This is a genomic window from Psychrobacter sp. SZ93C1 (assembly GCF_015864635.1).
Classification (GTDB): Bacteria; Pseudomonadota; Gammaproteobacteria; order Pseudomonadales; family Moraxellaceae; genus Psychrobacter; species Psychrobacter fozii.
Genome location: NZ_JADYWY010000005.1, coordinates 87691 through 109236, shown reverse-complemented (window position 1 = coordinate 109236; position 21546 = coordinate 87691). Strand labels below are relative to the sequence as shown.

General features: G+C 43.1%; 17 protein-coding genes. 10 read left to right on the top strand and 7 right to left on the bottom strand.

Features of this window, described 5'->3' with window-relative positions; genetic code table 11:
• The first annotated feature begins 59 nt into the window (after positions 1-59).
• Together prpC and acnD are read left to right on the top strand one after the other, a co-directional pair.
• Positions 60-1187 carry a 2-methylcitrate synthase gene (gene prpC, locus I6E83_RS08205; protein WP_197101056.1) on the top strand — a complete coding sequence of 376 codons (1128 nt, stop codon included), beginning with the start codon at positions 60-62 and terminating at the stop codon, positions 1185-1187.
• A 653-nt stretch (positions 1188-1840) separates the two neighbouring features.
• On the top strand, positions 1841-4498 hold the full coding sequence (acnD, locus tag I6E83_RS08200) for a Fe/S-dependent 2-methylisocitrate dehydratase AcnD (RefSeq protein ID WP_265091212.1): 2658 nt from the start codon (positions 1841-1843) through the stop codon (positions 4496-4498).
• A 109-nt stretch (positions 4499-4607) separates the two neighbouring features.
• Here acnD and I6E83_RS08195 read toward each other — a convergent pair whose 3' ends face one another.
• Positions 4608-4898, bottom strand: a complete 291-nt coding sequence (locus tag I6E83_RS08195; RefSeq protein WP_197101055.1) for a type II toxin-antitoxin system RelE/ParE family toxin — start codon at positions 4896-4898, stop codon at positions 4608-4610.
• Between the two features lie 17 nt (positions 4899-4915).
• Entirely contained in the window at positions 4916-5137 is a 222-nt protein-coding gene (locus I6E83_RS08190; RefSeq protein WP_068404729.1) for a TA system antitoxin ParD family protein, read from the bottom strand.
• Between the two features lie 104 nt (positions 5138-5241).
• Here I6E83_RS08190 and prpF point away from each other — a divergent pair, with 104 nt between their 5' ends.
• From prpF to I6E83_RS08175, 3 genes are all read left to right on the top strand, one after another.
• On the top strand, positions 5242-6495 hold the full coding sequence (prpF, locus tag I6E83_RS08185) for a 2-methylaconitate cis-trans isomerase PrpF (protein ID WP_197101053.1): 1254 nt from the start codon (positions 5242-5244) through the stop codon (positions 6493-6495).
• A gap of 67 nt (positions 6496-6562) precedes the next feature.
• The gene (locus tag I6E83_RS08180) at positions 6563-8416 is read left to right on the top strand and encodes an ABC transporter ATP-binding protein (protein ID WP_227680879.1); all 1854 of its coding nucleotides are present in this window, start codon (positions 6563-6565) and stop codon (positions 8414-8416) included.
• A 119-nt stretch (positions 8417-8535) separates the two neighbouring features.
• On the top strand, positions 8536-9162 hold the full coding sequence (locus I6E83_RS08175) for a GNAT family N-acetyltransferase (RefSeq protein ID WP_197101051.1): 627 nt from the start codon (positions 8536-8538) through the stop codon (positions 9160-9162).
• Between the two features lie 27 nt (positions 9163-9189).
• Here I6E83_RS08175 and I6E83_RS08170 read toward each other — a convergent pair whose 3' ends face one another.
• The gene (locus tag I6E83_RS08170; protein WP_197101049.1) at positions 9190-9936 is read right to left on the bottom strand and encodes an SDR family oxidoreductase; all 747 of its coding nucleotides are present in this window, start codon (positions 9934-9936) and stop codon (positions 9190-9192) included.
• A 254-nt stretch (positions 9937-10190) separates the two neighbouring features.
• On the opposite strand from I6E83_RS08170, the gene I6E83_RS08165 reads away from it, so the two are divergent.
• From I6E83_RS08165 to I6E83_RS08155, 3 genes are all read left to right on the top strand, one after another.
• A complete protein-coding gene (locus I6E83_RS08165) occupies positions 10191-11564 on the top strand; it encodes a DUF2868 domain-containing protein (protein ID WP_197101047.1) in 1374 nt (457 codons plus the stop codon).
• 83 nt (positions 11565-11647) lie between these two features.
• Positions 11648-12622 carry a sterol desaturase family protein gene (locus I6E83_RS08160; protein ID WP_197101045.1) on the top strand — a complete coding sequence of 325 codons (975 nt, stop codon included), beginning with the start codon at positions 11648-11650 and terminating at the stop codon, positions 12620-12622.
• A gap of 47 nt (positions 12623-12669) precedes the next feature.
• Positions 12670-14232, top strand: a complete 1563-nt coding sequence (locus I6E83_RS08155; protein WP_197101044.1) for a DUF3482 domain-containing protein — start codon at positions 12670-12672, stop codon at positions 14230-14232.
• Between the two features lie 67 nt (positions 14233-14299).
• Here I6E83_RS08155 and I6E83_RS08150 read toward each other — a convergent pair whose 3' ends face one another.
• From I6E83_RS08150 to I6E83_RS08140, 3 genes are all read right to left on the bottom strand, one after another.
• Positions 14300-15316, bottom strand: a complete 1017-nt coding sequence (locus I6E83_RS08150) for an ArsA family ATPase (protein ID WP_197101043.1) — start codon at positions 15314-15316, stop codon at positions 14300-14302.
• A gap of 62 nt (positions 15317-15378) precedes the next feature.
• On the bottom strand, positions 15379-15645 hold the full coding sequence (locus I6E83_RS08145) for a cory-CC-star protein (RefSeq protein ID WP_110923532.1): 267 nt from the start codon (positions 15643-15645) through the stop codon (positions 15379-15381).
• 220 nt (positions 15646-15865) lie between these two features.
• Positions 15866-17557 carry a carbon starvation protein A gene (locus tag I6E83_RS08140; protein ID WP_110923412.1) on the bottom strand — a complete coding sequence of 564 codons (1692 nt, stop codon included), beginning with the start codon at positions 17555-17557 and terminating at the stop codon, positions 15866-15868.
• 316 nt (positions 17558-17873) lie between these two features.
• Here I6E83_RS08140 and I6E83_RS08135 point away from each other — a divergent pair, with 316 nt between their 5' ends.
• Together I6E83_RS08135 and I6E83_RS08130 are read left to right on the top strand one after the other, a co-directional pair.
• Positions 17874-18542 (top strand): hypothetical protein, encoded by a 669-nt coding sequence (locus I6E83_RS08135; protein WP_110923411.1) that lies wholly within the window; start codon positions 17874-17876, stop codon positions 18540-18542.
• 102 nt (positions 18543-18644) lie between these two features.
• A complete protein-coding gene (locus tag I6E83_RS08130; RefSeq protein ID WP_110923410.1) occupies positions 18645-19208 on the top strand; it encodes a hypoxanthine-guanine phosphoribosyltransferase in 564 nt (187 codons plus the stop codon).
• Positions 19209-19322: 114 nt separating this feature from the next.
• Here the strand turns inward: I6E83_RS08130 and recD are convergent, their stop codons facing one another.
• On the bottom strand, positions 19323-21515 hold the full coding sequence (gene recD / locus I6E83_RS08125; protein WP_197101042.1) for an exodeoxyribonuclease V subunit alpha: 2193 nt from the start codon (positions 21513-21515) through the stop codon (positions 19323-19325).
• Between the last annotated feature and the right edge of the window lie 31 nt (positions 21516-21546).

The following is a 21546-nucleotide window of genomic DNA, read 5'->3' as shown; positions in this document are numbered from 1 at the left end:
AAGTATTATCAGAAACACCGTTTTCACCCAAAAAAGCTACCCACAAAAGGAATTTAATCATGGCAGCACAGAAAGAACTTTCAGGCGCAGGTCTACGCGGTCAAGTCGCTGGCAAGACGGCACTATCTACCGTTGGAAAATCAGGCTCAGGTCTGACGTATCGCGGTTACGACGTGTCAGAACTGGCAGACAAATGCATCTTTGAAGAAGTGGCCTACTTATTACTTTATGGCAACTTGCCAAACCAAACTGAGCTTGATGCTTACCAGACCAAACTAAAAGGCTTACGTGGTCTGCCACAAGCACTAAAAGACGTATTAGAGCGTATCCCAGCGACCGCACATCCAATGGATGTATTGCGTACTGGTTGCTCTATGCTTGGCAACCTTGAGACCGAGACTGACTTTGCAGAAGAAAACGATCAAACCGATCGCATGCTTGCTGTTTTCCCATCGGTTATCAACTACTGGTATCGCTTTACGCATGACAACGTGCGTATCGAAACCGAAACGGATGATGAGACCATTGGTGGTCACTTCTTGCATCTGCTAAAAGGTGAGAAACCAAACGAGCTACATACAAAAGTGATGAACGTGTCTCTTATCTTGTACGCAGAGCATGAGTTCAACGCTTCAACCTTTACCGCTCGCGTTTGTGCTTCTACTTTATCTGACATTCATTCTTGTATCACAGGCGCGATTGGCTCATTACGTGGTCACTTGCATGGCGGTGCGAACGAAGCCGCGATGGATATGATTGAAGGCTTTGGTTCAGCTGATGAAGCTGAGACAGAGATGATGGCTATGCTGGCACGCAAAGACAAAATCATGGGCTTTGGCCATGCGATCTATAGCGAGTCAGATCCACGCAATGTCGTGATTAAAGGTTGGGCTGAGAAGCTAGCCGCTGACGTTGGTGACGAGGTGCTATACCCTGTATCGGTACGCTGTGAAGAAGTCATGTGGCGCGAGAAAAAACTGTTCTGTAATGCTGACTTTTTCCATGCTTCTGCCTATCACTTTATGGGTATTCCGACCAAACTGTTCACACCAATCTTTGTTTGCTCTCGCTTAACAGGCTGGGCATCTCATGTATTTGAGCAACGAGCCAATAACCGTATCATTCGCCCAAGTGCAGAATATACGGGTGAAGATCTGCGTCCAGTACCAGATATGAGTGCGCGCTGATTATTTAAAGTAGAATAATTATTTTTAAGATGTGCTTTGCGTGCTGAGAGTTAGACAACCTTTAACTGGCGCGCATGGCACACTCTACACTTAACTTTTGATATCTATGTTTACGTTTACGTTTGGAGAAGTATGATGACAGTATGGCCATCATATGTCGTTTGGGTGGCAAGCTTCTTATGGTTAGTGGTATTACTAATCAAACCTATCGTCTATCCTCACCAAAACCAAAAGACGTCAAAAGTAGATATATTTATTTTCATAATATCAGCAATCACTCTACTCAGTTTTAGTTATACCAGTATCAAGTTTACGATAGATTTTTCTCAAAATAGTTTAAGTAGAGAGTGGTTAGATTTTTTGCTCAACTTATGGGGTTCTTTGTTTGTCATCAATATAGTATGCATGATGATGGCTTGGGCTAAATTATTTCGCCAAAACTATCCGTCCTTGCATACCAATTGGTTTTTTGTACTCATTACGACATTAGGAGTCGGTCATATACTGGCTTTAGGATCTTATGTCTAAACGTTCAATATTATTTTTTTAGCAAAGTCTTTATTTATCGATAATAACGAGACTATCAACGATTTTGCTAAGAGAATATATTTTATTAATTTTAATCTAAACCAGCCAACCGCTAAAGGTGACTTATGGACAATGCACTAGTACAACCAATGAATGAACCCTTTAAAAAGCCACTGCCCGATACTGATTTGTATTACTTTGATACCCGTGAGGCTGTCGAAAACATCGAAGCTGGCGCGTACGACAAGCTATCATTCTGCTCAAAAGTATTGTGTGAAAACCTAGTACGTCGTTGCCCACCAGAAGAGTTAACCAATGCCTTAAAGCAGCATATCGAAGGCAAACAAGACCTCGACTTTCCTTGGTACCCTGCCCGAGTGGTATGTCATGACATCTTAGGTCAGACCGCGTTTGTGGATTTGGCTGGCCTACGTGATGCCATCGCGGAACAAGGCGGTGACCCCTCTAAAGTAAACCCAATCGTACCGACGCAGCTCATCGTTGATCACTCACTGGCTGTTGAACATGCAGGCTTTGAAGAAAATGCATTTGAGAAAAACCGCGCCATTGAAGAGCGCCGTAATGATGACCGTTTTCACTTTATCAACTGGTGTCAGTACGCCTTTGATAATGTGAATGTCGTGCCACCGGGCAATGGCATCATGCATCAGATTAACCTAGAAAAAATGTCACCTGTCGTACAAGTGGTAAAAAACAAAGCGGGTGAAGAAGTCGCTTTTGCCGATACCTTGGTGGGTACGGATAGCCACACCCCAATGGTTGATGCCTTGGGTGTTATCTCCATCGGTGTTGGTGGATTGGAAGCTGAAAGCGTGATGCTGGGCAATCCATCCTATATGCGCCTACCTGATTACGTTGGTGTCAAACTAACGGGCAAACTGCAAAAAGGCATTACGGGTACGGATTTGGTACTCGCGATGACTGAGTTTTTACGTGATGCTGGTGTGGTGTCTACTTATATTGAATTCTTCGGTGACGGCGCGCGTCAATTAACCGTAGGCGACCGTGCCTCTATCTCCAACATGACACCAGAATATGGTGCCACTGCAGCGATGTTCTATATCGATGAGCAAACCATCGACTATCTACGCCTAACTGGTCGTTCTGAGGCTCAGATCAAATTGGTCGAACAATATGCCAAGCAAACTGGCCTATGGGCTGACGGCATGGAAAAAGCTGAGTACGCCCGCGTGCTTGAGTTTGATCTATCAGCCGTGGTACGTAATATGGCAGGCCCTTCTCGCCCGCATGCACGTGTGTCCACCACAGATTTAGTTGCCAAAGGTATCGCTCATGGTGCTGATGAAAAGCTACCAGAACCAAAAGATGGCATGATGCCAGATGGTGCCGTTATTATCGCGGCGATCACCAGTTGTACCAATACCTCAAACCCACGCAACATGGTTGCTGCAGGCCTCGTCGCCCGTAACGCCAATGCAAAAGGCTTATTACGTAAACCTTGGGTAAAATCATCATTAGCACCCGGCTCAAAAACGGTCAAAATGTATTTAGAAGAAGCTGGGTTGATGCCTGAGCTACAAGAGATCGGCTTTGACGTTGTTGGTTTTGCTTGTACCACTTGTAATGGTATGAGTGGCGCGCTAGACCCTGATATCGAAAAAGAAATCATTGATAATGATTTGTTTACCACAGCAGTGCTATCTGGTAACCGTAACTTTGACGGTCGTATCCATCCATATGCTAAGCAAGCATTCTTGGCTTCGCCGCCACTGGTTATCGCTTACGCCATCGCTGGTAACATCCGTTTTGATATCGAAAAAGACTCATTGGGTAAAGATCAACAAGGTAATGACGTCTATCTAAAAGATATTTGGTTCGATGATGATGAGGTTGACGCCATTGTCGCCAAAGCAGTCAAGCCTGAGCAGTTTAATGCCGTTTATATCCCTATGTTTGATGAAGCCAAAAAAGACACAGGCAAAGCGTTAAGCCCACTGTATGACTGGCGTGAAATGACGACCTATATTCGCCGTCCACCGTATTGGGAAGGCAAAATGGCGAAAAAGAATACGCTAACAGGTTTACGTCCGTTGGCTGTGTTGGGTGATAACATCACAACCGACCATATGTCACCATCGAATGCGATCTTGGGTGCATCAGCTGCTGGTGAATATTTAGATACCATGGGCTTGCCTGCCGAGGACTACAACTCATACGCCACCCATCGCGGTGACCATTTAACCGCACAACGTGCCACCTTTGCCAATCCTAAACTATTGAACGAAATGGTGCGCGATGAAGATGGCGAGGTAATTCAAGGCTCACTGGCGCGTGTTGAGCCAGAAGGTCAAGTCATGCGTATGTGGGAAGCAATTGAGACCTATATGAACCGTGAGCAGCCACTTATCATTATCGCAGGCGATGGTTATGGTCAAGGCTCAAGCCGCGATTGGGCTGCCAAAGGCGTCCGTCTCGCTGGTGTAGAAGTAGTCGTTGCCGAAGATTTTGAGCGTATTCATCGCCAAAACTTAGTGGGTATGGGTGCATTGCCATTACAGTTCGAGCCAGGCGTCACTCGTGAGACCTTAAGCATTAACGGTACCGAAGTCTTTGATGTGACTGGCGAAGTTTCTGCTGGCGGGTTGATGACTCTAGTGATCCATCGTGCTGATGGTAGCACCACTGAGACGCCTATTATCTGCCGACTTGATACTGCTGATGAAGTCAAAATGTACAATGCAGGCGGTATGCTGCAACGCTTTGCCAAAGAGTTTATCGAGGGTACGTTGGATATTGTCTAAGTATTATATGTTTTGAGTAATCAAAGAGCCGATGTTATATGGAGATATGGCATCGGTTTTTTAGTCTCTAGATGTGACAAATAGTGAGACTAATGCTTTGTAGCGATTATTAAAGCATTAATTTAACATCACGATAAAAATTCTCATGTGTGCCAACCATTAACAAAGTAAGGACAAGCTGACCATCATCAATTATATAAGCCAATAATGTTAACTGCTTTAGCATTTTAAACTTATAGACACGTACGGACGATAAGTCGCCTACTTTCTGCACGCCTAGATCAGGATCGTCAATGATGGCACGTACAGCATTATCTAAATCAGCTTTCTGGTTTTTATATAATTTTTTAACCGCTTTTTTAAAACTATATGATTGAACAATACTTAAAGACTGAGTCATTATTTATCCAAAATACATTATCCAAATTCGTAAGGTTCAACCATACCAGCATCCACTTCTGCTTGCGCAATCAAAAGCTGACGAACAAATTCATAAGATAGATCAGGATTGTCTTCCATAATTTGTCCAATGGTTGCCCAATGTTCTATTTGCTTTGGCGGGGTGCGATGTTGTGCTTTAGATATTGCATAGGCTTTATCAACCAATGCTTTATTGAGACGTATGCTTGCAGTGGACATAAAATTCTCCATATTCAAAAAATATTGACGCTTGTGGCATTTTACCACAAAAATACTATATCAACGACTATCACTCTAATAAGCATAAAAAAGGAATCCATGTAATGACCCAAGTAACTTCAAAAAATAAAACAGCTTTCGCTCCACAAATCTCTGTCCCTGCTACCTATATGCGTGGTGGTACCTCAAAAGGCACGTTCTTTAAACTCTCTGATTTACCCGAACGCTGCCAAGTCGCTGGCGAGTCACGTGATAAGTTCTTGCTACGTGTGATCGGCAGTCCAGATCCTTACGGTAAACAAATTGATGGATTGGGTAATGGTAGCTCTAGCACATCAAAGACGGTCATTTTATCGGCCTCTTCTAGCTCAGATCACGATGTGAATTATCTGTTCGGGCAAGTTAATATCGCCAAACCTATGATTGACTGGGCAGGAAACTGTGGCAACTTAACTGCAGCCGTCGGTGCCTGTGCCATTAATATGGGTCTGGTCGATGCTGACAAGATCAATAACAGTATCAATGACAATGCAGATAGCGGCATTTGTGAAGTGCGTATCTGGCAAGAGAATATTGGAAAAACCATCATTGCGCATGTACCTGTTTATTTGGATGCGCAAAACAAAGTACAAGTTCAAGAAACAGGCGACTTTGAATTAGATGGTGTAACTTTCCCAGCGGCTGAAGTCAAAATTGAATTTATCGACCCTGTAGATGCCACCAGTGATATGTTCCCTACTGGCAACTTGGTCGATGACTTCGATGTAACTGGCTGTGGCCTAAATGCTGATAGCGTCAAAGCCACCTTTATTAGCGCTGGTATCCCGACCATCTTTATGAAAGCTGAAGATTTGGGCTTTACGGGTACTGAGTTGCAAGGCGACGTTAATAGCGACAGCGAGACACTTGCCAAACTTGAGGTAATTCGCGCCAAAGGCGGTGTGGCGATGGGATTGTTTAAAGACGTGAGCGAGGCGCAGACCAGCCAACATATTCCCAAAGTCGCTTGGGTAGGCGCAGCACAGAGCTATACCGCCTCTAGTGGTAAATCGGTCGATGCAGGTGAGATTGATTTGGTCGTACGCGCCATGAGTATGGGGCAATTGCATCATGCCATGATGGGGACAGCAGCCGTCGCCATTGCAGCAGCCGCAACCACACAAGGTACATTGGTAAATGAGGCCGCTGGTGGTCAGAAGTTCGATGAAGTGCGTTTTGGCCACCCATCAGGTACGTTGTTAGTCGGTGGAAAAACAGAACAAGTCGACGGTCGTTGGCAAGCCAAAAAAGTCTCTATGAGCCGCTCAGCCCGTCGTATTATGGTTGGTGAAATATTTGTACCAGCGGATGCGTTTTAAGCATCTACTATCTGCATAGTTGTTATTCACCATAGCTTTTTAAGACCGTTTACTTTAACCTAATAAAATGTCGACCACTCCTAAACTTAGCAAAACCCCATTAAACAACCAGCCACCGCTCAAGAAAACTGAGCGGCGAGCTTTGTTGTGGGATATTCTCAAAAAGCTTGCTATATTTGCAGCGCCTTACAAAGCATTAATTATACTAACGTTGGTGTTGACGGTACTCGGCTCGTTCACCGCGCAAGTGAATGCCTTTGTACTGCGTTATGCTGTCGATACATTGACTGAAATCGCAACGCTTACCGAGCCTTGGGAAGCAGGCCTGCGCATGCTTGGCATTATTAGTGCGGTGCTCTTAACTAAAGAGATACTCTCAATATTTATATCGTTTGGACAGCGATTTTTTGGCGAAAAGATTCGTATCAATCTATCACGTGATTTGTCTCAGCGCATCATCGAGCGTATCCTTACCTATCGCATGGCATTTTATACCAGTAGCGAAAACGATAGTGGTAAATTGCAAACCCGTATTGACTATGGTGTGAATAGTCTCACAAGCTTGGTACAAAACTTTTTTATCGATATGCTACCGCTGTTTGCCAGTGCTGCCGTATCGCTGATTATTATGTTTTCGACCAACTTTTGGATTGGTCTAGTCGGTCTGATTATCATACCGATTTACTTTTTCATCAGTCAAAAGCAAGCACAACGTTTGCGTGGTTTTCGTCGGCAGATGCGAGATTTTAGAGAGGCCAAAAGCGGTCTCGTTATCTCACTGATTAACTCTATCAGTGTGGTCAAGTCCTTCGTCCGTGAGTCGATTGAGGCTGACAAACATTTCACCATTCAAAAAGACATGACTGACAATCAACTGCGTATCCGTAGTATTGGTTTTATTTATGATGCGATAAAGACTTTCATTGAGCAGATCGGTGTAGTGGTCATTATTCTACTGACCTCCTACTTTGTCTTAAAGGGCGAGATGACCATCGGTATGATTTTGTTTCATGTCATGCTGTTTCAAAATGTCGCCGCCCCTATCCGTCAGCTGCACCGTATCTATGATCAGATTAATAATGCACTGACCTATGCCGAAGGGTTCTTCGACATACTAGAAGACGATGAGCAAGTCGAAAATATCGATGGTATCAAGAGCACTGATTTAAAAGGTCATATCGAACTCAAAAACGTTGATTTCACCTACCCTAATGGCACTCAAGCTTTAAAAGATGTGAGCTTTACCATAAGGCCCAATCGCATTACGGCTTTGGTCGGCCTCTCTGGCGCTGGCAAAAGTACCATTATCAGCCTGCTAGTGAAGTTTTATGAGCCGGACGCTGGCAAGATCTATTTGGATGGACATGATTTGGCAGAGTGTAACACTCATGAGCTACGCCAAAACATTGGTTTGGTGCTACAAAGCAATCATATTTTTTCTGGCACTATTAGCGAAAATATTCGCTATGGCAATATGAATGCTAGTGAAGAAGACATCGTGATTGCGGCAAAAAAAGCCTCTATACATGATCAAGTTGTCGCTTTGGCCAAAGGCTATGAGAGCACGGCAAAATCGCTGTCCGGTGGTCAACAGCAGCGTATTGCACTGGCACGTATGTTTTTAAAAGATCCGCCCATTGTGTTTTTGGATGAACCTACCGCTAGCCTAGATGCCATAGCCAGTCAACAAGTCAAAAAGAGCTTAGATCTGATTAAAAAAGACCGAACCGTGATTATGGTCTCGCACAATATCGCTCAAATCATCGATGCCGATGACTTAGTCGTGATAGAAAACGGCCAAGTAGTAGAAACGGGTACGCATGAAGCGCTGTATGATAAAGGCGGCAAGTATTTTGAAATCTTTAGTGCGATGTCAGACAGCTTGAACTTGGACAAAATCAGTCAAACCCTAAATGGTTAGGAATGGTTAATACGTACTTAAATCGTTATAATGCGCATTACTTGAAATGTTCCAATATTTAACCACCATTTAATGTTGTACTTAACCTCAATTATCAATTCGTTAAAAGCTGCTTAATTATGACCTGTACCTTTTCTATTAAAACGTTCGATGAGTTAACCTCTGTTGATCTGTATCATATTTTAAAAGCCCGCTCACAAGTGTTTGTGGTCGAACAAAACTGTGCTTATCAAGATATGGATGAGCTGGATTTTGATTGTCTGCATTTGATTGCGCATCAGAACGAGGCATTGGTGGCGTATTGTCGCATTATCCCGCCTGAATTTAATAAGTTACGGTCTAACTTATCATCATCTGATGCTACGACCAAAGTAAGCGATACCTCTATGTCCTCTATTGGCAGAGTGCTGGTGTTAGCCGCGCATCGAGGGGACGGTTTAGCACGAGATATGATGAATCATGCCATTGCGCATTGCCGTAAAAAATACGGTAAAAAGCGCCCTATTATCATCTCTGCACAAGCTTACTTGATTAGCTTCTACGAATCTCTAGGGTTTGTACCAGAGGGTGAGCATTATCTCGAAGACAATATCGAGCATGTAAAAATGGTTTTGCATGTTGTCAAAAAAGTTAAAGTAAAAAAGGAAAGTACAGGTGCGTCCTCTACGACAAGTAAAGTGCTGAGCTTTTTACTACTGATTATGGCGGCCTTGTTTGTTTTAGGTTTGTTATATTTAATGACCTAAATCAATCTCGTGAAACCATCTTTATAATTACCACGGTATCGACTCTCCAGCCCAATCTACAAAGCTACCTGATTGAGTGGCGGTCATATTACTCAGTACTTCTAACAAGCACTCTGCACTATAGGCTGGCGAGAATAAATGTCCGTCAGCCACATTACTCTGAAAAGGCGCTGAGAGTTGCGTATTGACCGTTCCTGGCTGCATGACAACCACGCATACATCCTTGAGTGACCTTCCCCATTCGATACTCAGATTTTTCATTCCCATATTGAGTGCTGCTTTACTCATCCGGTAGCTATACCAACCGCCTAGCTGATTGTCACTGATACTACCCACGCGCGCTGATATCGTCGCAAAAATTGCGGGCGTGTCATTGCTACGTTTAGCTTTCGCCAGTAGCGGTTTGAAGTGCTTGGCAATCAGCAAGCTCGCTAAGGCATTCACTTGCATATTCTGTAAGAAAAAATCAGTTTCTATCTGACGCAGTGCTTTCTCTGGTTGCTGCGTGTCGGTATGCAATAATCCCGCACAGTTAATGACCCAATCGATATGAGTGGTTTGCTGTTTAATGATGTCAGCCGCTTGCTCGATACTGCTCTCATCGCAGACATCCATCGATATCCACTGTAAGTTGGGTGCTTCAAAATCAGGTATATTCTTATGGTGAGTAGCAAAGACAAGTGTGTCATGCATCGTGCTGGCGGTTAGCTGCTCTATCATGGCTTTACCAATGCCACCTGTACCACCGATGATTAGATAAGTTTTATTACTCATGATGATTCCTTTTTTAGATTATTTTTGACCGATTTTTTATTAGTTTATCGTTCATTTTGGCGCACTTTTATAGTCTTTACCATGATGGAAATGTTTAAAGATTCGGCATTTATGAATATAATTTACCAATTATAAGACCGCTATGGTGTCAAAAATAAAATCGTTGATATAAAGGCTATCGTTATTATATATACGCTACAATAATCAATTACGACCATTCTAAATCAACGCTTTTATACGGATGTTATCGCATTATGCTATCACCCCAAGATCAATTGACTGAGTTGGTACGCACGCTTGAGACGCAGCAGCATGTGTTTGCCACTGACCCGCTACTCATCACAGAAAAACTGCAAGGCGAAGATGGCAAACCCATCCAAAAGCTGCATCGCCGAGCCTCACGTATCGATAGTAACGGTGCGTTGGCACAAGTTTTGGGTAAAATTGACGGCCGTATCAAAGGCATCATGGTCGTGATGAGCGTGGTGTGGTGTATTTCAGGATTTTTAGGGCTGTTTACGCTATTACAGGCCAATGTGGTTAACTTCTTTTACGTGCTGGTTTGTCTATTAGGGTTTCATACTATTATGCTCTTGGGCTGGCTCGCCATGACGCTGATTAATCAAGGCAAGCAATCTTCTAATTGGTTTGCCAGTTTTGTCAGTCCCAGTTACCTAATACGTGGCAAGGATGATGTGACTAAGGCAGCGGTTAACTTGTACGAACGTCAATTGCAGCACAGCGGTATGCGTTGGTATCTCGGTCGATTTAGCCATCAATTGTGGCTCGCGACATTAACGGGTATGCTACTGGCGATTATATTTTTGTTGATTGTGCGCCAGTACAGCTTTAGTTGGGAGTCGACCTTACTGTCTGATCAGGCGCTTATTACTTTGACTCAGGTATTAGGCTGGTTACCTAGCATGGTGGGATTTGGTGTGCCAGACAGTACGGCTATCGCACAGAGTCGATTGGTGACTGACGCCATGCCATTATCTGTTGCAAGGCAATGGGCAGGGTTATTGGTTGGTAGCTTGCTGATGTACGGTATCGTACCGCGAGCGATTGCTTGGGCGTTTTGTGCTTTAATGTTCCGCCGTAAAAAAATGCGTTTGGATATCAAACTGCCTTATTATCAGAAGATTTTGAATTTTTGGCAACGTCATGTGGTGGACGCCGATGATTTTAATGAAGCACCTACCCCTGTCGCACCAAAAGCAACGGTGAGTGCTGGCAAGAAACTGGTTGCGCTACTTGAATACCCAACCGAGAAAAATAACTGGTGGGAATCAGGTCTTGATAACACACTTGAAGGCGATGTAGAAAATTTTGGTATCGTAGATGATCGTGACGATATGGCAAGGTTAAAGACCTATCTAGACAGTCATCCAGTACAGGTTGTCCTTGGTATTCATAACAAAGCGCTGCCTGACCGTGGCACATTGCGTAAGCTTGATCAGATTGCCAGTCATGCAAAAGAGGGACTGATCGTAAAACTGCTTAGCGACACTAGCCCGACTGCCGATGTTTCAAAGTCACAGCAAGTGGAAAACCAAGGCGTTCGCTATCAGCAGTGGCAGACAGCGCTTTCTGCTCGAAAAATCGGTTTGGTGGATGCAGACACTTAGTGATACTAGCTTTAAGGTTCCTCATACGTTGATACGTTGATACGTTATGCAGTAAGGATAGTTATAATGGAAAGGAGTCCAGTATGACAGCAACAGATAACGAACTGATGACGCTAGGTCAATATGGTCAGGTATTGGATGGTTATAAAGAGGCGCTGAATCAAACGATTTTGACCATTTCTCCTGAGTCATGGCACCCAATACTAACAAATATTTTTCCTGCGCACTGGCAGGAGTGGCTATTGCCGCTGGCAGGTGGACCATTTTTCTTATTGTTCCTAGCAGAATGGTTTTATCAATCTAAGCGTGGTAATGGTCAAAGCTTTAGTTGGAGACGTGCGATGACCAACTTTAGCTTGGGTGGCTCTTATTTGGGTTTTGAGCTAGTGGTACAAGCCCTTATCGTCATACCCATCTGTTTATGGTTGTATCAATATCGATTGTTTACCATCGATGTTACTTGGCTGACGGCTATTCCTATATTTATCGCGGTTGAGTTTAGTTATTATTGGTTCCATCGTGCCTCGCACCGGATGAATTGGTTTTGGTCTGCCCATGTATTGCATCATTCTGATGATAAGATGAACCTATCCACTGCCATGCGCCAAAGCTTACTGTACTCAGTCACAGGTTGGTGGTTATTCTTTGTGCCGCTGATGCTGCTTGGTGTGCATCCAGTGTGGGTGTTTTTCTTTTACGCGCTTGATCTTATTTATCAATTCTTTATTCATACTGAAACCGTGGGCAAATTTCCCAAATGGGTTGAGTATATTTTTGACACTCCATCCAATCACCGTGCCCATCATGGTACCAACGACGAATACATTGACCAAAACTATGGCGGCGTGCTTATTATCTTTGATCGCTGGTTTGGGACTTATGTAGAAGAAGATACCATCAATAACCCCGTACAATATGGCGCAGTTGGTGAAACCAGTCACCATAATATTATTGGCTTAATCTTTGGTGTGTTTTATCGTATGTGGCAGCGTGTCTTTCGTGCCAAAGGATTTAAGAAAAAATTGAAAGTATTGTTCAGACCACCCAGTGCGGCATAACGATTTATAACGCTTTTGCATATCCATCATTAATATAAGATTCCATTATGAATAATGACAATAACACTCATGAAAGCAATAAAAATAATGATAAACCAGCTGGCCTCTTTGCAGATAAAGGGTATGAAGTAACGCATGAGACTATTGCTGCTGATACCACGATGACTAAGAAAACGATAGCCAGTGGTGAAGCGCTCAAACTGGCGGTCGTTGGTCATACCAATACTGGTAAGACCTCTATTTTGCGTACTTTGTTACGTGACGTTTATTTTGGTGAGGTCAAAAACGAGGCTGCCACCACACGGCATGTCGAGCAGGCGCAACTGACAGATAGCCAAACTGGCGAAGTCTTAGTGGCACTATATGACACCCCTGGTCTAGAAGATGCCTCAGGATTGATGGATTGGTTAGAAGATAATACAGCCAGTCGGCGTGATGGTATTGAACGCTTGCAGCAATTCTTGGCATCGGATATTGCCCAAGGTGTAGACCATTCAGACAACTATGACTATAGCCAAGAAGCCAAAGTGATTCGGCAACTGCTGGCAAGCGATATGGCCATTTACGTCGTTGATGCGCGTGAGCCAGTGTTGGGTAAGTATAAGGATGAGCTGGCTATTTTGTCTTGGGCTGCTATTCCTGTAATGCCTGTCTTTAATTTCACGGACAGTCAAGATGCTAATATCGACGAATGGCAGACGATGCTGGCAAGACGAAACTTGCATATATCCACGCGTTTTGATTCAGTTGCTTTTGAGTTCGAAGATGAAATGCGATTATGGCAAAACCTTGCCACGATGCTTACCCATTCTGAGATGCTGGAGCAGCTGATGCAGCGTCGGACGGAAAACTGGGCACAACTGAGTGATGAGGCAAATATTATCATTGCTGATTTTCTGATCAATGTCGCCGCTTTCGTACGTGAGATTAATGACAGCGACGATCCTATGCCAGTATTGGCACAAATGCAGGAAGCTGTTCGCCAAAGCGAGCGTGCTATGCAGCATAATTTGCTTAATTTATATAAGTTTTATGACAATGCGGTTGCTGCAACACCACTTGAATTACAAGCGTACCAGCAAGACCCATTTGACCCTGAGCTGTTAAAGAGCTACGGCATACGCACGACTTCTGGAGCAGCAGCCGGCGCACTATTAGGCTTAGGTGTTGATGCAGCAGCACTAGGCACCACATTGGGTTTGGGTGCAGCGATTGGTGGTATTGCAGGAGGGTTGTTGTCTAATACTAGTAGTATTGCTGATAGGATTACTGGGGTAAAACGCTTATACATTGATCCTGCTACGTTGACACTATTAGCCACTCGCTCGATAGATTTACTCACGGCACTACGTCATCGTGGACATGCTGCCACAGATGCGACCCAGCTGATATACAAAGGCGCAAAAAACAACGGTGAATCAGACGAGAATGAAGACGACAACTTAGTGACGCCATGGCCAACGCACAAATTACCAAGTGAGTTGAAAAAAGCACGTGGCAAGCCGCAATGGTCATCACTTAGTAGTGGGAAATCTGAACAAGCTCAGCTGTTACGGGCAGATATGGCATGGTCGCTTTCAGCTAAATTGCAGTCGTATAATCATGACTAGCCAAACTGAACTTATCATAATTACAAACATGGAAAATAAAGTAATTGCCAGCGTTATTCTCGAATATTTATAGTACTGGTCGCAATAAAGCACTGAGTGCATCAGTACCACGTACATCAGTTTGCTGCAGATAGATCGGATATAGCGGATACTTGGTAAAGCTTTGTTCTATATCTTGCATAATTTGCTGTTGTCTATCCGCACGCTGCTGCCAAAAATCATCAGACTGAGTAGGCGTTATCAGCTGATTGATGACTATCGCTGCTGGCGTGAGTTTACTTTCTTCTAACTGTTTGATTGCGCGTCTGGTCTCAGCTAATGGCAATACGTCGGCGGTCATGACCAATACAATCGCTGTTTGGGTACGGTCATGAAGCAGTACTCCTGCCTGACGAAACAGCTGTTTGCGTTTCTCTAACACAGATACAGCTTGCTCCCAGCGGTCGGATTTTTTTGCTGCAAATGGATTTGCCACATCATTTTTATCATTTTTTTGATTGTGACTGTCCAAATGGTTTGCCACCGAGCGCAATTTAGACTGTCGGCGCTGCTGTGCAAGCAGCCCATCCGTCCACGCACCCATCATCTCAGGTAGTACCAGTAACCGCAGAGTATGCCCTGTTGGTGCCGTATCAAAAATAATATGATCGTAATCTGCATCTGCAGCGTTCACTAAATGCTGGCACATAGACTCAAGCATCGCCGCTTCTTGTGCGCCTGGTGCCGATTTTGATAGCTGCAAATGTTCTCGAATCTTAGGCATCATATCTGGATTGGCATAGGCTCTAATCGTGCGTTCAACTTGTGCAAAGTGTTCGTCAACGATGGTGTCAGGATTCAGCTCAATGGCATCCAGATAAGGTGATATCACTGTTTTTTCGTTCTTCAGTCGAATATTTAATACATCGCCCAAACTGTGTGCTGGATCAGTAGAGACAATCAAGGTTTTTTGCTGCTGGCTTGCATAATAGCTGGCAAGTGCAGCGGCAGTCGTGGTCTTTCCCACACCGCCTTTTCCACCGATAAATATAATCGGTTGTGCCGCCAGCTGCTCTACCAAAGCCTGTAAGGAATGTAATGCCATGTTGTTATCTCGTCTCTTTTCTCATTGTGCAATCAATGCTTAGCTTATTTTTATCACTGCCATTAGCAGCAACCAACGTGGTCAAAGGGACATCTATCCATACCCATTCTGGTGTGCCATTCGTGGAAATTTTCTAAAAATAAAGGCTGTAGCTCTAGTGTATAAAAGCTGGCAGGATTATCAATGCCTAGGCTCTCAGCGAACATGAGTAGCATAAAAAAATCTTCTTCATCACGTGCCGCACGTGCCATCGTCTGACGGTATGGCGCATGATAAAACTCATTTAGGCCAGCGGTAAACCGTTGCCACCATGGCTTAATATCTGGCATGTCATTTGATGTGGTATCGCTTGGCTTGGCATTATCTGACATATTGGTATCGTCCATAACTTTTTCATCTCCTACGTCTTGTTATCTATCATGCCTATTTGATACAAAAAACGCCAGCAATGGCTGCTAGCGTTTTTTGTTTCTTTACAATATATGTACTGGCCTATTAATTAAATACTCGATGGCACTTAAATGATTGACACTTATTAGGTATCAGATATTAGGCATCATCTTCGATTTTGCCTTTACCTCTGTGTAGCGACCATTCTTTGCGCAATACTGATAGACTCTCAAACGTGACTAGAATAGTCGCTATCAAAATGATGATGTCCATAATGATAAGCAACCAATTTCCGTCCGTGAAAAAAGTTTTAAGCTGAATCAATAGTGCTAATACAGTCATAACCAATAGGAACGACAACGGCGCTAAGGTAAACCAAACAGGCTTGCCTTTGCGTAACAAGATAACCGTTACGATCATTAAGGTTAAAGCAGCCATTAACTGATTGGTTGTACCAAACAGTGGCCAGATAACCATACCACCAGCACCATCAATACCACCAGCACCAAATGCTAATAATAGACAAGTTCCGACGGCTAATAACGTTGCAACGACACTTTTATTAAGTATGGGTAATTTGTAAATCTCACCAAACTCTTGGAAGATATAACGCTGTAAGCGCACACCAGTATCCATCGTAGTGCCTGCAAACAATGCAGCCATTACGGTAAGCATAGTCTGTGATAGCACCATATCAATACCAACACCAGCATTCAAAATGGTTGCACCACCATCAATAAAGGCACCAATCGAACCGTCACCAAATTTTTGGTAAACCGCTTCCCAATCACCAAGCGTAGCAAAACCTGCTGTTGCGGCCAAAACGGCACCCAGTGCGAGCATACCTTCGCCCAATGCGCCGAAGTAACCAACGAAACGTACGTCTCCTTCTTTGTCAATCTGCTTAGAAGTCGTGCCTGTCGCAACCAAACCATGGAACCCTGAAATAGCACCACAAGCAATCGTGACAAACAACAAAGGCATCAGTGAAGGTGTGTCCATTGGTAATGATGTATTAATGGCTGGCGCGACAATATCAGGCGTCGCGATAAAAATCGCAGCGTATAATAAAATCAAACCGACGAATAGCTGTAAACCATTAATATAATCACGTGGTTGTAATAGCATCCATACAGGCAGTAGCGAAGCAACCGCTGCATAGGCAAACAAGATAATAATCCATACTGCATTATCAGGTAACCCGAAAATAGTCTCAGGCAATACAATAGGGAACATAGGACCAAGATAGATAAGTCCGTATAACGCAGTTACCCCGATAATTGATACCCAAACCAAATTCATATTGTAGCGATAAATACACTGACCAATGATAAAGGCAACGACTAGCGCGCCCCAAACTGGTAATACAGAAGATGGTGTTTTTATCATCATGTTAGCGATAGCAACGCCAAATACAGCATTGACCATCAGCAATAACAAGAAGATGACGATCATCATCAGACTGCGCACACGGGTACCCATAACGGTACCAGCAATAGAACCAATCGATTGACCTCTATTACGCATACTTGCCCAAATAGCCGACATATCATGTACGCCCGCCATAAAGATTGTGCCGAACACAATCCAAATGATGGCAGGCAACCAACCCCATATCACGGCAATTGCAGGACCGATAATCGGTGCGGCCCCTGCGACTGACGTAAAATGATGTCCCCACAATACATATTTATTGGTGGGGACATAATCTATACCATCTTTCATAGTATGAGCTGGCGTGGGACGACTATCGTCCAGTGCTAAAATTTTTGTGGCGATAAACTTTGAATAAAACACGTAACCGCAGAGCATGGCGGCGACGCCAAATAGTAGTACAATAGCACTATTCATCTTATCTCTCCCTAGACAAGTGGCATATAGCCTTATGAGTTCAAGCTTTTTAAATCAAAATATTTAAAATATGATAAATTAGTGTGCCGCGAGCAGCCCATCCCGTTGTAGCAGAATAATAGCGATATTTTAATATGATTACTAGCTAAAAAACCTAGACTGTACAATTATAAAAAGTCACTAAATGAGACGTATTGTGATAAATTTTGAGTAAATACTCGGCACAGGTTTAAATAAGCATCCTGTAAAAGTAGTACTTATTTAATGATAGATATAACATCAGGCAACCATCGAAACAGCGAACAAAGGAAGCATCATGGCGCACTATTTTGGATTCGTACCCTCAGATAAATTAAAAGTATTGGTGAAGGAAGCCGAACAAGTCGTTGCTTCAAATGAGACCGTAGACTACTACCCTTATCGTGATGCACTCACCCATCAAACGGCACGTGATTTGATCGACAATCTACTGGTTGGACTGGTTGAGATTACACCAAATCCTGAACGCAAAGCCTCTATGCAGAAGATAGTGATTACCGTTGAAAAAACAGCAGATACACTGCTCAATATTTTACTCGGTAAAGAAAACAATGAAGAAGTACTCCCTAGCTTTCACTTTTTGAGAGATCATGCGACTTTTATTGATAATGACGGGGTAACACGAGTAGGCTTCAAATTATCTGAAGCAGATGGTCAACTGATCGATAAAGGATTTTCCGCTATTACCCCTGATCACGTAGATGTAAAAGCGTTCAAAACAGCACTCGAAACGATGAATGACCAAACATTAACGCATTTCATTAGTCGTTATGCCGAAACGTTGAAGCTGGGTATGATTAAACGAAAATCAGTGCCAGTTGCTAAAGCTGCTATTGATAAAGGTATGAGTATGGCACTGAATAAGCTATTACCTGACTTACCTGACAGCTCATTAAACCGTTTAGCCAACTACTACCGCCCTTTTATCGTAGAAAAATCAGAATAAGCCCCAGTATTAGATTAAATTTGCCCCAAAAGTCATATGCTATTGGGAAATTTCACTAAAATTTGCTAAAATAAGCGGCACTTTTTACCGAAGGCGCATCCGATGACCCAAATCAGTAACCAAGAAATCGAAAAAACACTACGCAACTCAGAGTGCCTTATCAGCAGTATCGAAGTTGCTGCTGCTTACGAACGTCTTGCTGCTCAACTTAACCTGCATTATGCTGGTCTAAACCCAATCGTCATGGTCGTTATGAATGGCGGACTTATCCCAGCGGGTCAATTATTGACTCACCTAACCTTTTACCATCGCATGCATTACATCCATGCGACACGTTATCGCGATAACGAAGGTACTAATGAGTTAGATTGGAAATACAAACCTGATGTTAGCATCGAGGGCGAGCACGTATTACTGATTGATGATATTTTTGATGAAGGCATTACCTTAAAAACAGTCGTCGAAGAATTAAGCAAAGAAAAACCTTTATCACTTGAATCTTGCGTTTTGCTCAACAAAGAACACGATCGTAAAGTTGAAGGGTTTGACGTTGATTTTGTTGGTATCAATGTTGCTGACCGTTACGTCTATGGCTGTGGTATGGATTTCCATGGTTACTTGCGTCACTTGCCAGGCATTTATGCTATCAAAGAAGAGAAAGTTTAACTCTTAGTCTTAATTGCTTAAAAATATTTAAGTCCTAAAAAAGCATCCAAATTGGATGCTTTTTTATTGTGTCATGAATATTGGGTTATGAATAAAGTTAATTTTCGATAGCGACTAAAACTGTAATGCCAAACCTGTATGGCGCTCAGTTGGCGTTTGAACCGCTTTTTCTAGAGCGTGTTTGGTACTATAAATGGTCACCTGTTTCTTAGCACGAGTCACAGCTGTATAGATAAGCTCTTTACTCAGTAGTCTTGCATGACTATTATCAAAAGTAATCGCTACATGATCAAATTCAGACCCTTGCGACTTATGAATGGTCATTGCATATGCGGTGGCGATTACCTCTTCATTTAGCAAGTTGACCGCAATTCCCTGTGTTTTATTCTCAAAAAACACTTCTAGTCGGCTTCTATCATCGCTGGTCTGTAAGCAGAAACCAATATCACCATTAAACAATCCCAGTTCATAGTTGTTTTGTAGAACCATGACAGGACGGCCATGAAACCATGTGTTTTGACCCAACGGTAGCTTTAGTTTAGCCAGATGCCACTGGGTGAGATAGTTATTAATATAATGGTCGCCCCACTCGCCATTATGACCAGCACTTAAGACTCTAAATTGGTTAAATGTTTCCATTAATAGAGATACAGTATTTTTTACTGATTCTGGCATAGATTTTCCTATTGGATTTTTCAGTAAATTTTGAATCTTATTTACGTATGAATGGTAATTTTGAGCTATTTTTGATAACATATCTTTGTTGCTTAGGCTATTTTTTTCTTTATTATCTAATATAGACTCCGCTTGTAGCGTATTCACATATTGAAAGCTCAATGCTTTATCTTGTTTTAACAACTTCCAAATAGCTTGCGTATCTACCTCTGCTTTATTAATTTGCGAGGCCAGCTTGCCGATACCTGAATCAGCGCTAAATCGGCGGCTCTCGGTTAGCTCTGCATGAATAGATTGCAGTAGTGGAATACGACAGAGATCAGCCAATACAGCCCCTGCATCTACTGCTGCTAACTGGTTCGCATCGCCCAATAATATCAGCCTTGCACCTGGTTTTACCGCACTCACAAGATAATTGGCCAACTCTACCCCGAGCATCGATGCTTCATCAACGATGATAATATCTTCTCCTAGTGGGTTATCCGCATTGTAACGAGGCCTGCCTGTTCGGCCGATACCTAGCAGACGATGAATGGTTTTTGCTTCTTGCAATTGCAGTTCTACATTCGCCGCGTCTAAAGCCGCCTGCAGAGACTCTTGCATTCGTTGGGCAGCCTTACCAGTCGGTGCGGCCAATGCCAAACTGGCACTGTCCGTACTGAACCGAATATGCTCAGCCCCAGGCACCCCACTCTCTGTCGCTTGCTGTAGCGCAATGACCAATTGAGCCACGGTATATGTTTTACCTGTACCTGGGCCGCCAGTAATAATACTAAACGCATTATTATTAGCGACATTGATCGCCTTCACTTGGTGTTCATGAAGGTTTTCAGGTATTGCTATCTGTAAAGGGCTTACTTGCTGACTTAAGATATTATTGATATTTTTTGCTAAATTAAATTCCGCTTGCCAAGCACGGTGTAACCAAAAGGTGAACGATATTTTCGTTTCACTATCTGTTTTGATTTTTTGCATTTGGTATATGATAGGTTTATTTTTACTTAGGCTATTTTTAATACTAGTATTAAGATTAACGTCAGAAAATAACGTATGCTCATGAATTGTCTGAATAAAAGTCATTAAGTTCGTGTTTTTTAGGCGCTGGTATAGCATAGCAATCGCATCAAACCGTTTGACCATCATCTCTTTTTCATGGTTGCTAAGTGCTAGCTGCGCCCATAGCTGAGCTCGTTTACTAAACAAAGCATCTAATGATCCAAATAATGACAGCTCAATTGAAGGGTCGTCTTCTGATGGCGTGTCTATTTGAGCGTCCATTAATGCGAGTATTGGCGTTGCCATCATCACTAGTAAGTTCTGCTGCCACGCATATAGTGCGACCAACTCACCATTAATTTGACCTTGTAGCGGCGTGTCATGCTCAGCTGCCTCAATGGTCAATACGGTATGACCCTCTTCCAAATGAGTGGCCAACATAACGAATAAAGCCGTAAATAAGCCGTTATCCTCTGTCTTACCGATATGTTTACTCTCAGCCTCTACCTTTATATCTGTCACGTTATATGCTACATGCGTTTGCTGACGGCGTAGCAAAATATAATCACTGAGATTACTTGCCCAGCTCTCTTGTAAGCTGATGGCTGACTTGCTCTTATTGTTATTATTACTCATCGTGTGCTTGTCTCTTTTTGGTCTGATTAAA

Bases quoted from the DNA above. Each gene is read 5' to 3' on its own strand.
- I6E83_RS08130 (WP_110923410.1), top strand. From the start codon at position 18,645: ATGACCCAAATCAGTAACCAAGAAATCGAAAAAACACTACGCAACTCA.
- I6E83_RS08140 (WP_110923412.1), bottom strand. From the start codon at position 17,557: ATGAATAGTGCTATTGTACTACTATTTGGCGTCGCCGCCATGCTCTGC.
- prpC (WP_197101056.1), top strand. From the start codon at position 60: ATGGCAGCACAGAAAGAACTTTCAGGCGCAGGTCTACGCGGTCAAGTC.
- acnD (WP_265091212.1), top strand. From the start codon at position 1,841: ATGGACAATGCACTAGTACAACCAATGAATGAACCCTTTAAAAAGCCA.
- recD (WP_197101042.1), bottom strand. From the start codon at position 21,515: ATGAGTAATAATAACAATAAGAGCAAGTCAGCCATCAGCTTACAAGAG.
- prpF (WP_197101053.1), top strand. From the start codon at position 5,242: ATGACCCAAGTAACTTCAAAAAATAAAACAGCTTTCGCTCCACAAATC.
- I6E83_RS08150 (WP_197101043.1), bottom strand. From the start codon at position 15,316: ATGGCATTACATTCCTTACAGGCTTTGGTAGAGCAGCTGGCGGCACAA.
- I6E83_RS08180 (WP_227680879.1), top strand. From the start codon at position 6,563: ATGTCGACCACTCCTAAACTTAGCAAAACCCCATTAAACAACCAGCCA.
- I6E83_RS08190 (WP_068404729.1), bottom strand. From the start codon at position 5,137: ATGTCCACTGCAAGCATACGTCTCAATAAAGCATTGGTTGATAAAGCC.
- I6E83_RS08135 (WP_110923411.1), top strand. From the start codon at position 17,874: ATGGCGCACTATTTTGGATTCGTACCCTCAGATAAATTAAAAGTATTG.
- I6E83_RS08160 (WP_197101045.1), top strand. From the start codon at position 11,648: ATGACAGCAACAGATAACGAACTGATGACGCTAGGTCAATATGGTCAG.
- I6E83_RS08165 (WP_197101047.1), top strand. From the start codon at position 10,191: ATGCTATCACCCCAAGATCAATTGACTGAGTTGGTACGCACGCTTGAG.
- I6E83_RS08175 (WP_197101051.1), top strand. From the start codon at position 8,536: ATGACCTGTACCTTTTCTATTAAAACGTTCGATGAGTTAACCTCTGTT.
- I6E83_RS08170 (WP_197101049.1), bottom strand. From the start codon at position 9,936: ATGAGTAATAAAACTTATCTAATCATCGGTGGTACAGGTGGCATTGGT.
- I6E83_RS08155 (WP_197101044.1), top strand. From the start codon at position 12,670: ATGAATAATGACAATAACACTCATGAAAGCAATAAAAATAATGATAAA.
- I6E83_RS08145 (WP_110923532.1), bottom strand. From the start codon at position 15,645: ATGCCAGATATTAAGCCATGGTGGCAACGGTTTACCGCTGGCCTAAAT.
- I6E83_RS08195 (WP_197101055.1), bottom strand. From the start codon at position 4,898: ATGACTCAGTCTTTAAGTATTGTTCAATCATATAGTTTTAAAAAAGCG.